We start from the raw sequence: 16620 nt of genomic DNA, 5'->3' as shown, positions 1-16620 counted from the left end.
ATAGGGTAAGAATGGGGAAATCGGTATATATAGCAGAAAAGCCGAGTGTGGCACAGGAGTTTGCCAAGGCATTAAAATTAAAAACAAGACGCGGGGATGGATTTCTGGAATCAGATGAAGCAATTGTTACCTGGTGTGTGGGACACCTTGTGACGATGAGTTATCCGGAAGCTTATGATGCTTCTTTGAAGAAATGGAATCTTGACACGCTGCCGTTTCTCCCACAGGATTTTAAGTATGAAGTGATTCCGGGGGTGGAAAAGCAGTTTCGGATTGTGAGTAATATTTTAAATCGAGAAGATGTGGATTGTATTTATGTGTGTACGGATTCAGGACGTGAAGGAGAATATATTTATCGTCTGGTAGAGCAAGAGGCACATGTAGAAGGAAAAGAAAGAAAACGTGTCTGGATCGATTCTCAGACAGAAGAAGAAATCTTAAGAGGAATCAAGGAAGCGAAAGATTTGTCAGAATACGATAATTTAAGTGCTTCAGCATACTTGCGGGCAAAAGAAGACTATTTGATGGGGATTAATTTTTCGCGATTGTTGACATTAAAATATGGAAATAGTATTTCAAATTATCTGCATACAAAATATGCAGTTGTTTCGGTCGGCAGAGTAATGACCTGTGTACTTGGAATGGTTGTAAGAAGAGAGAGAGAAATCCGAGATTTTGTAAAAACACCATTTTATCGTGTGTTAAGTACGATAGATGTATCAGGACAGACATTTGAGGGAGAATGGCGTGCAGTAAAAGGGTCACGTTATTTTGAATCATTTGATCTGTATAAAGAAAATGGATTTAAAGAAAGAAAAAAAGCAGAAGAGTTGATTTCATATCTTAAGGAAAAACAACCAATGGAATGCGAAATTGTATCCATTGAAAAAAAGAAAGAAAAGAAAAATCCACCATTGTTGTATAATCTGGCAGAGTTGCAGAATGATTGTTCAAAACGATTTAAAATCAGTCCGGATGAGACATTGCGGATCGTGCAGGAGCTTTACGAGAAGAAACTGGTGACGTATCCAAGAACAGATGCGAGAGTATTGTCGACTGCAGTTGCAAAAGAAATCGGACATAACTTAAATGGTTTAATGAAATATCCGATGGCAGTACCTTATTTACAGGAAATTGTGAAGTTTGGAACACATAAAGGGTTGGCAAAAACGCGATATGTAAATGATAAGCAGATTACAGATCACTATGCAATTATTCCAACCGGTCAGGGAATAGCGGCATTAAAGAGTGTATCGGTGACAGCAGGAAAAGTATATGATTGTATTGTAAGGCGTTTCTTAAGTATTTTCTATCCGCCGGCAGTATATCAAAAAGTTTCAATCACAACAAAAATCAGAGAGGAAAGCTTTTTTTCGAGTTTTAAAGTGCTGGCAGAGGAGGGCTATTTAAAAGTAGTTGGTGTTCCACAGAAAAAAACAGGACAAGATTCGAAAAATGAAGATGATAATGCACAGAATCTGGATGCTGCATTTTTTCAGACTGTGCAGGCATTAAAAAAAGGAATGCATTTGCCGGTAAAGGCGTTAAATATAAAAGAAGGTGAAACATCACCTCCGAAGCGTTATAATTCAGGGTCTATGATTCTGGCAATGGAAAATGCAGGACAGCTTATAGAAGACGAAGAATTACGTGCCCAGATTAAAGGAAGCGGGATTGGAACAAGTGCTACGAGGGCTGAGATTTTGAAAAAGCTGGTGAATATTAAGTATTTATCGTTAAATAAAAAAACGCAGATTATTACACCGACATTACAAGGTGAGATGATTTATGATGTGGTGAATCACTCAATCCGCTCTTTATTAAATCCGGAATTGACAGCAAGTTGGGAAAAGGGACTGAATTATGTGGCAGAAGGAGATATCACGCCAGATGAATACATGCAGAAACTCGAACACTTTATCGTCAGCAGGACAGAAGGGGTGCGCGGTTTAAATAATCAATATCAGTTAAGAAATTGTTATGATAGAGCGGCAACATTTTATCATACAAATACAACAAAAGTGAAAAAATCAAAATAGAAGGAGTATTCAAAAATGAAAGAATTAACAGTAAACGAACTTTATACGTTAGATGAGACAATCGCAAAAGATTTATTTGAAGGAGTTACTTATCCATGGGAAGTGCTTCCTAAAATCAGTGCATTTATCTTGGAGCTGGGAGCAACATTAAGTGAAGAGGAATATGAAAAACGTGGAGAGAATGTCTGGGTTGCAAAATCCGCTACAGTTGCACCGACAGCTTACATCAACGGACCGGCTATCATTGGAAAAAATGCGGAAGTAAGACATTGTGCATTTATAAGAGGAAATGCAATCGTAGGTGAAGGCGCAGTCGTTGGAAACTCAACGGAATTAAAAAATGTAGTTCTTTTTAATAAAGTACAGGTTCCACATTATAATTATGTAGGCGACTCTATTCTTGGATATAAATCACACATGGGAGCAGGTTCTATTACATCCAATGTAAAATCAGATAAGAAACTGGTTGTTGTTAAGACAGAAGAAGGAAATATCGAGACAGGTATGAAGAAGTTTGGAGCTATGGTTGGAGATGAAGTAGAAGTTGGATGCGGAAGTATTTTGAATCCGGGAACAGTAGTGGGAAGCCACACAAATATTTATCCATTGTCTTCAGTGAGAGGATTTGTTCCGGCAGGAAGTATTTACAAAAAACAGGGTGAAGTAGTAGAAAAACAGAATTTGTAAAAAATTGGTAAAATAAATAAAAAAACTGCTGTTAAGCCTAGATTTATGGTACAATAAATACAATTCGATGTCCTTGACAGAATTTATCTCAGTCGAGAAGACTCCCACCTCTTTCAGGTGGTGAGTAACTGCTCGACTTGAATACAAGGCGCCGTCATGAATTATATAACAGGAGAAAGAAGACAGGAGGACGACATTATGTTGGATGAGAATTTTGTAACATTAGAAATAGGGAAAGCAAAACATATAGCACTTGTAGCCCATGATGGAAAGAAGAAAGAATTGGTAGAATGGTGCGATAAAAACAAAGAAATTTTAAAAGGACATTTTCTTTGTGGTACAGGTACAACAGCAAAATTAATTTCAGAGAAGACGGGACTTCCGGTAAAAGGATATTGCAGTGGACCATTAGGAGGAGACCAGCAGATTGGAGCTAAGATTGTAGAAGGACAGATTGATTTTATGATTTTCCTGTGGGATCCGTTGGAGGCGCAGCCACATGATCCTGATGTAAAAGCATTGCTTAGAATTGCAGTCGTATATGATATTCCGGTAGCGAATAATCTGGCGACAGCAGACTTTATATTGCATTCTGAATTTATGGATAAACCATACGAGAGAAAGATTGAGAATTTTGGTAAGACAATTCAGGATCGTGTGAACCGAATGAAATAGATTAGATAGAAGAGGGCAGAACGTTGTTTTATGACAGGGACTGCCCTTTTTTGTTGCCATGCATATGACAAAAAGGTCTGGAAGCCCTTTTTATGCAGCAGAAATGTTGCTGTTCACAGTACTTGTAACCAGCAACGCAGAAGTTACCGTAATGAGAAATTTGAAAAACTGCTTGCAAAAAATGAAACAACCATATTATAATAAATTTATCCACAAAATCTGTGGAATCAATGTGCGAGGATTCAAATCGCATAAAGAGTCAGAATATCTTTTGATTCTTACTATTTCCAAAGAAAAATATAAAAATTGAATAGAGCCTGAAAAAAGCGAGGTGGTAAAGTGGATAAAAATATTTATTGACTTTTTGAAATAATTATACTACTATATTAACAGAAGGACGAACAACTGTTCGAATTTAAAAGGAGAGTCAAGCTATGGCGAACGCAAATGAAGAGAAGAAGAAAGCGCTGGATGCAGCGATTGCAAAATTAGAGAAAGATTTTGGTAAAGGGGCAGTGATGAAGCTGGGAGATTCCGGAGCTCATGTGAATGTGGAGACGGTTCCTACAGGTTGTTTGAGTCTTGATCTGGCATTGGGACTTGGCGGAGTGCCAAAGGGAAGAATTATTGAAGTGTACGGACCAGAGTCAAGCGGTAAGACAACAGTTGCATTACATATGATCGCAGAAGTACAGAAGAGAGGCGGAATTGCCGGATTTGTAGATGCAGAGCATGCATTGGATCCTGTTTATGCAAAGAATATAGGTGTTGATATCGACGAGTTATATATTTCGCAGCCGGACAGCGGAGATCAGGCACTTGAGATCGCTGAGACGATGGTGCGTTCAGGAGCGATGGATATTATTGTTATTGACTCTGTAGCAGCATTGGTTCCGAGACAGGAGATTGAAGGGGATATGGGTGACAGTCATGTCGGTCTGCAGGCAAGATTAATGTCACAGGCGTTGAGAAAACTGACACCGGTTATCAGTAAGTCTAATTGCGTTGTTATTTTTATCAATCAGTTGCGAGAAAAAGTTGGAGTTATGTTCGGTAATCCAGAGACAACAACAGGTGGTCGTGCGTTGAAGTTTTATGCTTCTGTGCGTATGGATGTGCGTCGTATTGAGACATTAAAGCAAAGCGGTGAGATGGTAGGTAACCGTACCCGAATCAAGATTGTGAAGAATAAGATTGCACCTCCGTTTAAAGAGGCAGAATTTGATATTATGTTCGGAAAAGGAATTTCTAAATCAGGGGATATTCTGGACCTTGCAGCAAACTGTGATGTTGTGAAGAAGAGTGGTGCATGGTATGCTTATGAAGGAGAGAAAATCGGACAGGGACGTGAAAACGCAAAATCTTTCCTGGAAGCAAACCCAGAGATTATGGATGAAATCGAGAAAAAGGTAAGAACACACTATCATCTTGGGGCAGAATATGCAGAAGATGCTTCAGAGGATCTGAAGTTAAAAAAAGCTCCTGCTGATGTAGAAAAAGTGGAAAGTCCGGAAGAAAAATAAGATGCAGGTAACAAAAGTAGAAGCACTGACAAAGACAAAGTGGAAGGTGGAACTGGATGGCCAGTTCGCCTTCGTTTTGTATAAGAAAGAAATATCACGATTTGGAATTGAAGTGAATGGAGAACTCAGTGAAGAATTGTATGAACAGATTAAGAAGAATGTCGTGTTAAAAAGGGCAAAATTGCGGGCGATGCATTTGCTGACAGATATGGCAAGGACAGAATCACAATTGAGGGATAAACTAAAAAGAAATATGTATCCGGAAGATGTGATATCACAAGCAATCGCATATGTAAAATCATTTGGTTATATCAATGATGAAGCATATATTGAAAATTTTATACAAAGCAAACGAGAAACAAAAAGCAGAAAAGAGATTTATGCATTGTTACTTGGAAAAGGAGTGTCATCAGAACAAATTGACCTGGTGTTTGAACAATGTTATGAAAAAAACACAGAGCAAGAGGCAATTTCGCGCCTGATCCGAAAAAGAAATGTGGATATTTTGCATGCTTCCGAGCAAGAATTACACAAATTATATGGTTATCTTGCACGAAAAGGATTTCAATATGATGATATCCGTCAAGTGATACAAAACTATAAGGACAATGCTTGACAGAATTGTGAAAACAGTATAAAATTTATATGTTGTATTTATGAGAAAAAATGTACAATGAAAATTTAATAAGGAGGTGCTCCTGTGCAATTAATAAGTATAATTATTGCTATAGCCCTCGCGTTGATAGTTGGGATTGTTACTCACTTTGTTACGATTTCCAATTTAAAGAAGGATGCAGATTCTAAAATTGGAAATGCAGAATCAAAGGCAAGAGAGATAATCGATGATGCCGTTAAAACTGCTGAAACAACGAAAAAAGAAGCTCTTTTGGAAGTGAAGGAAGAGTCTATAAAGACAAAGAATGAACTTGAGAAAGAGACAAAGGAAAGAAGAGCCGAATTGCAGTCTTATGAAAAACGTGTGCTTGCAAAAGAAGCGTCAGTTGACAAAAGAACAGAGGCAATCGGACAGCGCGAAGCAAGGTTTACAGCGAAGGAAGAACAGCTCAGACAGAAAGAACTGAAAGTGGAAGAGCTGAATCAAAAAAGAGTACAGGAACTGGAACGAATCTCAGGACTTACCTCCGAACAAGCAAAAGAATATCTGTTAAAAACTGTGGAAGATGATGTGAAGCATGATACAGCTAAGATGATCAAAGACCTGGAGACACAGGCAAAAGCGGATGCTGACAAGAAAGCAAAAGAATATGTTGTCAGTGCCATTCAGCGTTGTGCAGCAGATCATGTAGCTGAGACAACAATTTCTGTTGTACAGCTTCCAAGCGATGAAATGAAAGGAAGAATTATCGGACGTGAGGGACGTAATATCCGTACCCTTGAGACGTTGACAGGTGTTGAACTGATTATTGATGATACACCGGAAGCGGTTGTATTGTCCGGATTTGATCCAATTCGTCGTGAAATTGCAAGAATTGCTCTGGAAAGATTGATCGTAGATGGACGTATCCATCCGGCAAGAATTGAGGAGATGGTGGAAAAAGCACAAAGAGAAGTAGAAACAATGATCCGAGAAGAAGGAGAGGCTGCAGCACTGGAAGTTGGTGTAACAGGTATCCATCCGGAATTGATTCGCTTACTTGGACGTATGAAGTTCAGAACAAGTTACGGACAGAATGCATTAAAACATTCTGTAGAAGTAGCACAGCTTTCAGGTTTATTAGCCGGGGAGATTGGCCTGGATGTTCGTATGGCAAAACGTGCAGGTCTATTACATGATATCGGTAAATCAATTGATCATGATGTAGAAGGATCTCATATTCAGATCGGTGCTGATCTTTGTAGAAAATACAAAGAATCCGCAACTGTTATCAATACAGTAGAGTCTCATCATGGAGATACAGAACCACAAACTTTGATTGCATGTGTGGTTCAGGCAGCAGACACAATTTCTGCAGCGAGACCGGGAGCAAGAAGAGAGACAATTGAAACATATACAAACAGATTAAAACAATTAGAAGAGATTACAAACCAGTTTAAAGGGGTTGATAAATCTTTTGCTATTCAGGCAGGTAGAGAGATTCGAGTAATGGTAGTTCCAGAACAGGTAACCGATGATGATATGGTACTTATGGCTAGAGATATTGCAAAACAGATTGAATTTGAATTAGAATATCCGGGTCAGATTAAAGTAAATGTAATTCGTGAATCACGTGTTACAGATTATGCAAAATAACAGATAATCGGACTGTTTTATAAAAGTATGACCCTTGTCGTAAGACAAGGGTTTCTTTGTATATCCGGTATGTAGAATATTTGCCCGGTACAAGAAAAGGAGATAAAATGAGTGAACATTTTAAAAGATTAAAAAGAGAATTAAAATTTAAAGGCGCGATTATTGATTTTTATCAGGATACGATGGAGATTGATGAGAATCATACAGCAACCTGGGATTTTATTAACCACAAAGGAGCTGCAGCGGTCGTTCCTGTTACGAAAGAAGGGAAAATTCTGATGGTAAGACAATATCGTAATGCTTTAGATCGATACACATTGGAAATACCTGCAGGTGCATTGGATACAGTAGATGAACCGGGAATCGAATGTGCGTCAAGAGAACTGGAAGAAGAGACGGGATATAAGAGTAACAATTTAGAATGGCTTATCACTCTTAGAACAACAGTAGCATTTTGTAATGAAAAAATAGAAGTATTTGTAGCAAGAGATTTGATTCCATCACATCAACATCTGGATGAAGATGAATTTATCGATTTGAAAGAGTATACATTGGATGAATTGAAAGAAAAAATCTTTTCAGGAGAAATCGAAGATTCAAAAACAGTATCTGCTTTGATGGCGTATGCAGTAAAATTTCATCAATAAGAATAAAGTATGTAGTTAAAATGCCCGGCATATAATGGAGTATCAATTATGAAAAACAGGAGGAATATCTGTGAGATCACTTCAGGTGAAAAAGCAACTTTTAGCTTTTTTTATGCCGGGCTTTTTAATTGGTATTTTATATGCCAATTGCTTTTTGAAACAGACAATAGTAGATACGAATCTTTTTGATATTGAAATTTTAAAGAAGTATACAGAAATAAACTCATTTGGAAACATTTATTTCCTCTATATTGTCCAAATCCGTCTAATTCCGTTTGCGTTATTAATGGCATTGGCATTTACAAAAATAAAGAAGCTGTTAATGCCGATTGTGGTCAGTGGCAGTGCGTTTTCGATTGGAATATTACTGACAGTTGCAGTTATAAAAACGGGAATGAAAGGAGTTTTACTTTGTATTGTATCCGTAATTCCTCAAACGATATGTTATGTGCCGGCATATTTAGTTTTATTGATATACTGTATGCAATATCCGAGCGGACAGTGGAGCCGACAGAAAACAGTTTTTGTCTTTGGCATGTTGATGATAGGGATGATGATAGAGGCATATCTGACACCGGTAATAATAAGAAGTATTTTAAGGCAGTACTAAAAAGTATGGTAGCTTCATGTAAATTAAAATGCATGAAACTACCATATTTTTTATTGGTTTATAGAAAACCAGTGATAGATAAGAAGAATGCAAAGAAGACTGACAAGTAATTGACTGCTGAGCAGTCCCCATAAATAACCTTGTATTCCAAAGAGCGGGATGATATAAAAAACACTGAGAATTCTTACAGACAAGCCGAATGTATTAATTAGAAATGTCCATCCTGTTTTACCCAGACCATTTATAATACTTAAAAAAGAAGAATTTACATACAAGAAAGGGCAAATCCAGGAAAGCGTTACAATAAAATTTCCGGCTGAATCACTATGAAAAAGAATATTTCCGAGTAAATGACCAAAAAGCAGAAAGCATAAACAGGAGAATAAACCAAGAGAAAAACAAAATCTGCTTACTTTTTTTATAATTCGTAGTAAAGAAGAAGGATCTTGAGCTGCCTGAATCTCAGCAACAGCGGGCATCAACATAATAGACAATGAACTAGTGACAGCCGTAGGGAAAAGAATGCATGGCAAAGCCATTCCGTTTAATACACCGTAAATCCGAAGAGACTCCGAAGCGGAATACTGAAAACGTCTTAATTGCACAGGGATGGAAATTGCTTCTATACTCTGTAAGAGATTAATTAATACGCGATTGGCAGTGAGTGGAATGGACAAAGATAATAACTCGCGTAAGTGACGGGGAAAATTTTTGCATAGATTAGTTATTGTAGTCAAAGTACAAGAAAAATAATTAAAAATTTGTGCGGCATATGCGGTTGAAAATAATTCACCTATAACAAGACCACTGACGGCTATGGAAATAGATACGGTATGTCCTTTTCGGATTAGAAGGAAGAAAAAAATGTAAACGGATAAAATACGAGTACTTTGTTCTATAAGCTGCGAAATAGCAGGAATCTTAGTTTCCTTAAGACCATAATAATATCCACAGATACAACTGTGAATAGCACAGAAAGGGAAAGCATAGGACAAGATGATTAGCATGTTTTTACAGCGGGAATCATGTAAAAGCCTATCGGCGATAAAGAATGCGTTTTTTTGAATAAAGAAAGTACAAAAAAGGGAAAGAAAGAAAGCGAAAGTTAATCCTGATAATAAAACTTCTTTGGCTTCATCGGGTTTGCCAAGAGCCTGTTTGCGGGCAACGGTACGAGAAAGAGCGGTTTCTATACCAGAAATGGAAAATGAGATGCAAAGTGCATATACAGGGAAAATAAGCTGATAAAGACCGATGCCTTCTTCACCAAAAACACGACTCAAAAAAATACGATAAAAAAATCCTATAAACCGGCTTAGAAAACCAGTTAATGTTAAAATAACTGTTCCGAGAATAATTGATTGCTTTTTAGACATAGAAAACCTTATATAATCACAATTATAAAAAGAAAAAACTGTGATTTCAAAATGCTATTTCTATAAAATATTCAATTCCCTTCCTTGACAGAACAATAGAAAAATGATATTCTACCAATGTAAAATCCTAGCAGAATAATAGGAATTAAAACAGTAGGAAATAAAACACTAGGAAATAGATGCATAAAAAGTCAGAAGGTGATAAATTGAAATTATCTACAAAAGGAAGATATGGACTGCGTGCGCTGATCGATCTGGCACAATATAGTGAGGAGGAGCCTGTTTCTATAACAAGCATTTCCAACAGACAGGGAATCTCAGAACGTTATTTAGAACAGCTTATGGCAAAGCTTAAGAAAGCAGAAATCGTAAAAAGTATACGAGGCGCCGGAGGCGGGTATATATTAGGAAAAGATATGCATGAGATTTCAGTAGGAGATGTATTAAGAGCATTGGAGGGAAGTTTAGATCCGGTAGAATGTTCAGGGCTCAGTGCTGAAGAAGGCTGTTCAGCCTCGGAAAATTGCGTTACCAAATATGTATGGCAAAAGATTAATGACAGTATCAATCAGACGGTAGACAGTATTATGTTAGATCAACTTGTAGAAGAAAGTAAACAGAAATGCTGTGATGCAGGTATGACACAGTCTGGGAAATGTAAGAATTAAGATAAAAAATAAGACAAGATAATAGAACTGGCGGAGGAAATACAATGAGCAGATTAATTTATTTAGATAATGCAGCAACAACAAAAACTGCACCGGAAGTTGTAGAAGCAATGCTTCCATATTTTACAGAACATTATGGAAATCCATCTAGTATTTATGGATTTGCTGCTGCGAACAAAGAAGTGATTACAAAGCAAAGAGAAACAATTGCAAATGCATTGGGTGCAAAAACAAATGAAATTTATTTCACAGCAGGTGGTTCGGAATCCGACAACTGGGCACTGAAAGCAACAGCGGAAGCTTACGAGAAAAAAGGAAAACATATTATCACAAGTAAAATCGAACACCATGCGATTCTGCATACATGTGAATATCTTGAGAAGCGTGGCTATGAAGTGACCTACCTTAATGTAGATGAGAATGGTGTCGTGGATTTGGAGGAACTCAAAGCTGCAATCCGTCCGGATACAATTTTAATTTCAGTTATGTTTGCAAATAATGAGATTGGCACAATTCAGCCAATCAAAGAGATTGGTGAGATTGCACATGAACATGGAATTCTCTTCCATACAGATGCGGTTCAGGCATTTGGACAGGTTCCAATTAATGTAGATGAATGTCATATTGATATGCTTAGTGCAAGTGGACATAAGTTGAATGGACCAAAGGGAATCGGTTTCTTATATATTAGAACAGGTGTTAAAATACGTTCGTTTGTTCATGGCGGTGCACAGGAAAGAAAACGTCGTGCGGGTACAGAGAATGTTCCTGGAATCGTCGGAATAGGAAAAGCAACAGAGCGTGCAATCAGCACAATGAAAGAACGTACTGCAAAAGAAATAGAATTGAGAGATTATCTGATCGAAAGAATTGAAAATGAAATTCCGTATTGCCGCCTTAACGGAGATAGAAAAAAACGTTTACCAAATAATGTGAATTTCAGTTTCCGCTTTGTAGAAGGAGAATCCCTTTTGATTATGCTTGATATGAAAGGTATTTGTGCTTCAAGTGGTTCAGCATGTACATCAGGTTCATTAGATCCATCCCATGTACTTTTGGCAATCGGACTTCCACATGAAATCGCACATGGTTCTTTGAGAATGACATTGAGTGAAGAAGTGTCAAAAGAAGATTTGAATTATGTAGTAGACAACTTAAAAGCAATTGTGGAGAATTTAAGAAAGATGTCTCCATTATATGAGGATTTTGTGAAAAAACAAAATAAATAAAAGATAAGCGAAAGAAAACCAGGAGGAAATATAATATGTATTCAGAAAAAGTTATGGATCATTTTCAACATCCAAGAAATGTAGGAGAAATCGAAAACGCAAGTGGAGTAGGTACAGTAGGTAATGCGAAATGTGGAGATATCATGAGAATTTATCTTGATATTGATGAAAATCAGATCATCCGTGATGTAAAGTTTAAAACATTTGGATGCGGTGCAGCAGTTGCAACAAGCAGTATGGCAACAGAACTTGTAAAAGGTAAAAATATCCAGGAGGCAATGCAGATTACAAACAAAGCAGTTATGGAGGCTCTTGATGGACTTCCACCGGTAAAAGTACATTGCTCACTGCTTGCCGAAGAAGCCATCCATGCAGCACTTTGGGATTATGCAGAAAAAAATGGTATTAAGATTGAAGGACTTGAAAAACCAAAATCAGATATCCATGAAGGTGAAGAAGAGGAAGAAGAGGAATATTAATGAGCACAGTAGTAGTAGGAATGTCCGGAGGTGTGGATTCTTCTGTTGCAGCATATCTGTTGAAAGAACAAGGATATGATGTAGTAGGAGTGACAATGCAGATCTGGCAGGATGAAGAACAGGCTGTACAAGAAGAAAATGGTGGATGCTGCGGGTTGAGTGCAGTAGAAGATGCACGCCGCGTAGCAGCAAATTTGGAAATTCCATATTATGTAATGAATTTCAAACAGGAATTCAAAGAAAATGTGATAGATTATTTTGTGGATGAATATCTTCATGGAAGAACTCCAAATCCGTGTATTGCATGCAATCGATATGTAAAATGGGAGTCCTTGCTGACAAGAAGTCTTTCAATTGGAGCAGATTATATTGCGACAGGACATTATGCGAGAATTGATCAGCTTGAGAATGGCAGATATGCGATTCGGCGTTCTGCTACACTGGCAAAGGATCAGACTTATGCACTGTACAATTTGACACAAGAACAACTGAAAAGAACGTTGATGCCAGTCGGACAGTATTCAAAAGATGAGATTCGCAAGATAGCAGAGAAGATAGGATTATTGGTTGCAAATAAGCCAGACAGTCAGGATATATGTTTTGTGCCGGATGGAGACTATGCTGCTTATATAGAAGAAAATGCAGGTGTAAAAATTCCGGAAGGTAATTTTGTAACATTAGATGGGAAGGTTTTAGGAAAACATAAAGGAATCATTCATTATACAGTGGGGCAACGAAAAGGTCTTGGTCTGTCATTGGGATACCCGGCTTTTGTATTGGAAATTCGTCCGGAGACAAATGAAGTTGTGATTGGAACAAATGAAGATTCAATGACAACCACATTAAAGGCAAACAGGGTGAATTTTATGTCGGTTGAAGATTTGCCGGAACCAAAAAGAGTTTTTGCAAAAATCAGATATAATCATAAAGGTGCTTGGTGTACGGTAGAAAAAACAGGTGAAGATGAGATTACCTGTACATTTGAAGAACCGCAAAGAGCAGTGACCCCGGGACAGGCAGTTGTATTGTATGATGGAGAATATGTACTTGGAGGCGGAACAATCATATGATATTAAGCGACAGCCATATGCACACCATTTTTTCTACAGACAGTGATACGTCGGTGGAAAAAATGATAGATGGTGCAATAGCAAAAGGATTAAGATCAATTTGCATTACAGATCATTTTGATAAAGATTTTCCTTCTGATACAGAATTTGGGAAAGATGCTTTTCAATTCGATTTGGATGAATATATGCATACTATGAAAAAAATACAGAAAGAATATGAAGATAAGATACATATTCGAATTGGAATAGAGCTTGGACTGCAGACTCATTTGCAAGAATTCTATCAAAAACTGACACAACAGTATCCATTTGATTTTGTAATTGGTTCTGTGCATCTGGTAGATGGGAAAGATCCGTACTACAGAGAGGGGTTCGCTGAATTGTCGGACCGCGAATTATATAGAAAAGGATTTGAGAATACTTTAGAAAATCTGCAACATGTAACAGCATTCGATGTGCTGGGACATTTGGACTATGTAGTGCGTTATGGGACTTACAAGGAAAAAGAATATTCACAGACAGAGTTTTCAGATATTATTGATGAAATTCTAAAACGCGTTATTGAGCTTGGAAAAGGCATTGAGTTAAATACCGCAGGATGGAAATATGGACTTCCGTTTTGTAATCCGCACCCGGATGTGTTGAAAAGATACCGGGAGCTTGGAGGAGAAATCATAACGATTGGAGCGGACGGACATAAGCCGGAACATATTGCATATGATTTCGGAAAGGTAAATGATGTCTTAAAGGCTTGTGGGTTTAAATATTATACAGAATTTGAAGAAAGAAAACCGATTTTTAAACAACTTACATAAAAAACAAACAAAATGGATTTAGGACTTGAATTTTTGTTTTTGTTTTAGTACAATAATCTCAGTTGATGAATCTTTAACAAAGTAATTGAGCTTTGTTAAATGGATATCACCATGATAGACTGTATTACAGTTAACAATTTATATAACTTTAGGAGGAATTAATCATGGCAGTAAAAGTAGCGATTAATGGTTTTGGACGTATTGGACGTCTTGCATTCAGACAGATGTTCGGAGCAGAGGGATTTGAAATTGTAGCAATCAACGATTTAACATCTCCAAGCATGCTTGCTCACCTGTTGAAATATGATTCAACACAGGGAAGATATGCACTGGCTGACAAAGTAGAGGCAGGAGAAGACTCTATCACAGTTGACGGAAAAGAAATCAAAATTTACGCAAAAGCTAACGCAGCTGAACTTCCATGGGGAGAGATTGGTGTTGACGTTGTTCTGGAGTGTACAGGATTCTACACATCTAAAGCAAAAGCTCAGGCTCATATCGATGCAGGTGCTAAACACGTTATTATTTCTGCACCAGCAGGAAATGACCTTCCTACAATCGTTTACAATGTAAACCACGAGCAGCTTACAAAAGATGATACAATCATCTCAGCAGCTTCTTGTACAACAAACTGTTTAGCTCCAATGGCTAAAGCATTGAATGATCTTGCAGAAATTCAGTCTGGTATCATGTGCACAATCCATGCATATACAGGAGATCAGATGACTCTTGATGGACCACAGAGAAAAGGTGACCTCAGAAGATCTCGTGCAGCAGCAGTTAATATCGTACCTAACAGCACAGGTGCAGCAAAAGCAATCGGTCTGGTTATCCCAGAACTGAACGGAAAACTGATTGGTTCTGCTCAGCGTGTTCCTACTCCAACAGGATCAACAACAATCCTTACAGCAGTAGTTAAAGGTGAAGTTACAGTTGACCAGATCAACGAAGCTATGAAAGCAGCTTCTAACGAATCATTCGGATACAACACAGATCAGATCGTATCTAGCGATATCGTAGGAATGAAATTTGGTTCTCTGTTCGATGCTACACAGACAATGGCTCTTCCAACAGGTGATGGAAATACAGAGGTTCAGGTTGTATCTTGGTATGACAACGAGAACTCTTACACAAGCCAGATGGTAAGAACAATCAAACATTTCGGAACATTACTGTAAGCCGAAATTGGGAATATGAAACGGATGTATGTCCGGAAATAGACTCACAAAGGGTCCGGTCTTATTGGGGCCGGACTCTTTTTAAATTTATAAGGAACGATTTTCTATAAATTTAAAAATGCTTTATAAAAAAGGAGAATTACAACTATGCTTAACAAAAAATCAGTAGATGATATCAACGTAAAGGGCAAAAGAGTTCTTGTAAGATGCGACTTCAACGTTCCATTGATCGATGGAAAAATTACAGATGAAAACCGTCTTGTAGCAGCTCTTCCAACAATCAAAAAATTAGTTGCAGATGGAGGAAAGATTATTCTTTGTTCTCACCTTGGAAAACCAAAGGGAGAGCCAAAGCCAGAATTATCACTTGCTCCAGTAGCAGTTCGTTTATCAGAATTACTTGGACAGGAAGTAAAATTTGCTGCTGATCCAGAAGTAGTAGGACCAAACGCAAGAGCTGCAGTAGAAGCTATGAAAGATGGAGATATCATCCTTCTTGAGAACACTCGTTACAGAGCTGAAGAGACAAAGAACGGAGAGGCATTCAGTAAAGATCTTGCATCTCTGTGTGATGTATTCGTTAACGATGCATTCGGAACAGCTCATAGAGCACACTGCTCTAACGTTGGTGTAACACAGTTCGTTGATACAGCAGTTGTTGGATACTTAATGCAGAAAGAGATTGATTTCCTTGGTAATGCAGTAAACAATCCAGAGAGACCATTCGTAGCAATCCTTGGTGGTTCTAAAGTTTCAAGCAAAATCTCTGTAATCGAGAACTTACTTGATAAAGTAGATACATTGATCATCGGTGGTGGAATGTGCTTCACATTCAGTAAAGCCCAGGGTGGAAAAGTAGGAAATTCTCTTCTTGAAGAGGATTACTGCCAGTATGCATTGGATATGATCAAAAAAGCTGAAGAAAAAGGTGTAAAACTTCTTCTTCCTGTAGATGCAATCATTGCAGATGAATTCTCTAATGATGCAAATACAAAAGTAGTTCCTATGGGAGAGATTCCAGAAGGATGGATGGGACTTGATGTAGGTCCAGAGACAGCTAAGTTATATGCTGACGCTGTAAAAGATGCGAAGACAGTTGTATGGAACGGACCAATGGGATGTTTCGAGATGCCTAAATTCGCTGCAGGAACAGAGACAGTTGCAAAAGCACTTGCTGATACTGATGCAGTTACAATCATTGGTGGTGGAGATTCAGCAGCAGCAGTTAACCAGCTTGGATATGGTGACAAGATGACACATATCTCAACAGGTGGTGGAGCTTCTCTGGAATTCCTTGAAGGAAAAGAATTACCAGGTGTTGCAGCAGCAAATGATCGTTAATTATCTGTTATTCAGCAAATGATTTTGAACAA

General features: G+C 37.8%; 16 protein-coding genes. 15 read left to right on the top strand and 1 reads right to left on the bottom strand.

Going from position 1 to position 16620, the window contains the following annotated elements:
• Positions 1 to 11: 11 nt before the first annotated feature.
• From H8S40_RS09390 to H8S40_RS09355, 8 genes are all read left to right on the top strand, one after another.
• A complete protein-coding gene (locus H8S40_RS09390; protein WP_118737106.1) occupies positions 12 to 2039 on the top strand; it encodes a DNA topoisomerase in 2028 nt (675 codons plus the stop codon).
• Positions 2040 to 2054: 15 nt separating this feature from the next.
• Positions 2055 to 2726 (top strand): acyltransferase, encoded by a 672-nt coding sequence (locus tag H8S40_RS09385; RefSeq protein WP_186865128.1) that lies wholly within the window; start codon positions 2055 to 2057, stop codon positions 2724 to 2726.
• 198 nt (positions 2727 to 2924) lie between these two features.
• Positions 2925 to 3401: a methylglyoxal synthase gene (locus tag H8S40_RS09380; protein ID WP_022076407.1), complete on the top strand. Its 477-nt coding sequence runs from the start codon at positions 2925 to 2927 to the stop codon at positions 3399 to 3401.
• 434 nt (positions 3402 to 3835) lie between these two features.
• On the top strand, positions 3836 to 4924 hold the full coding sequence (gene recA, locus H8S40_RS09375; RefSeq protein WP_186865127.1) for a recombinase RecA: 1089 nt from the start codon (positions 3836 to 3838) through the stop codon (positions 4922 to 4924).
• A 1-nt stretch (position 4925) separates the two neighbouring features.
• Entirely contained in the window at positions 4926 to 5540 is a 615-nt protein-coding gene (locus H8S40_RS09370) for a regulatory protein RecX (RefSeq protein WP_118723868.1), read from the top strand.
• Between the two features lie 84 nt (positions 5541 to 5624).
• Positions 5625 to 7175: a ribonuclease Y gene (gene rny, locus H8S40_RS09365; RefSeq protein WP_022075790.1), complete on the top strand. Its 1551-nt coding sequence runs from the start codon at positions 5625 to 5627 to the stop codon at positions 7173 to 7175.
• Between the two features lie 107 nt (positions 7176 to 7282).
• On the top strand, positions 7283 to 7822 hold the full coding sequence (locus H8S40_RS09360) for an NUDIX hydrolase (RefSeq protein ID WP_186865126.1): 540 nt from the start codon (positions 7283 to 7285) through the stop codon (positions 7820 to 7822).
• Positions 7823 to 7892: 70 nt separating this feature from the next.
• Complete coding sequence (locus tag H8S40_RS09355) at positions 7893 to 8432, top strand: stage II sporulation protein M (RefSeq protein ID WP_186865125.1); 540 nt, start codon at positions 7893 to 7895, stop codon at positions 8430 to 8432.
• Between the two features lie 50 nt (positions 8433 to 8482).
• Here the strand turns inward: H8S40_RS09355 and H8S40_RS09350 are convergent, their stop codons facing one another.
• On the bottom strand, positions 8483 to 9808 hold the full coding sequence (locus tag H8S40_RS09350; RefSeq protein WP_186865124.1) for a polysaccharide biosynthesis protein: 1326 nt from the start codon (positions 9806 to 9808) through the stop codon (positions 8483 to 8485).
• A gap of 179 nt (positions 9809 to 9987) precedes the next feature.
• Between H8S40_RS09350 and H8S40_RS09345 the strand changes: the two genes are divergently transcribed.
• The 7 genes from H8S40_RS09345 to H8S40_RS09315 all read left to right on the top strand — a co-directional run bounded on the left by H8S40_RS09345 (position 9988) and on the right by H8S40_RS09315 (position 16588).
• Positions 9988 to 10476 carry an RrF2 family transcriptional regulator gene (locus H8S40_RS09345; protein WP_371297190.1) on the top strand — a complete coding sequence of 163 codons (489 nt, stop codon included), beginning with the start codon at positions 9988 to 9990 and terminating at the stop codon, positions 10474 to 10476.
• 44 nt (positions 10477 to 10520) lie between these two features.
• The gene (gene nifS / locus H8S40_RS09340; RefSeq protein ID WP_186865123.1) at positions 10521 to 11705 is read left to right on the top strand and encodes a cysteine desulfurase NifS; all 1185 of its coding nucleotides are present in this window, start codon (positions 10521 to 10523) and stop codon (positions 11703 to 11705) included.
• 35 nt (positions 11706 to 11740) lie between these two features.
• The gene (gene nifU / locus H8S40_RS09335) at positions 11741 to 12184 is read left to right on the top strand and encodes a Fe-S cluster assembly scaffold protein NifU (RefSeq protein ID WP_118737107.1); all 444 of its coding nucleotides are present in this window, start codon (positions 11741 to 11743) and stop codon (positions 12182 to 12184) included.
• Complete coding sequence (gene mnmA, locus H8S40_RS09330; protein ID WP_186865122.1) at positions 12184 to 13254, top strand: tRNA 2-thiouridine(34) synthase MnmA; 1071 nt, start codon at positions 12184 to 12186, stop codon at positions 13252 to 13254. Before nifU ends, mnmA begins: the two co-directional genes overlap by 1 nt.
• Positions 13251 to 14069, top strand: a complete 819-nt coding sequence (locus H8S40_RS09325) for a histidinol-phosphatase HisJ family protein (protein WP_186865121.1) — start codon at positions 13251 to 13253, stop codon at positions 14067 to 14069. Before mnmA ends, H8S40_RS09325 begins: the two co-directional genes overlap by 4 nt.
• Positions 14070 to 14233: 164 nt before the next feature.
• Entirely contained in the window at positions 14234 to 15247 is a 1014-nt protein-coding gene (gene gap / locus H8S40_RS09320; protein WP_118723862.1) for a type I glyceraldehyde-3-phosphate dehydrogenase, read from the top strand.
• A 147-nt stretch (positions 15248 to 15394) separates the two neighbouring features.
• Positions 15395 to 16588, top strand: a complete 1194-nt coding sequence (locus H8S40_RS09315) for a phosphoglycerate kinase (RefSeq protein WP_186865120.1) — start codon at positions 15395 to 15397, stop codon at positions 16586 to 16588.
• Positions 16589 to 16620: the final 32 nt, after the last annotated feature.

Origin of the sequence: Ruminococcus hominis (assembly GCF_014287355.1) — a bacterium.
Taxonomy (GTDB): Bacteria; Bacillota; Clostridia; order Lachnospirales; family Lachnospiraceae; genus Schaedlerella; species Schaedlerella hominis.
The sequence above is the reverse complement of the archived record's forward strand: the minus strand, read 5'-3'. Positions and strand labels throughout refer to the sequence as shown.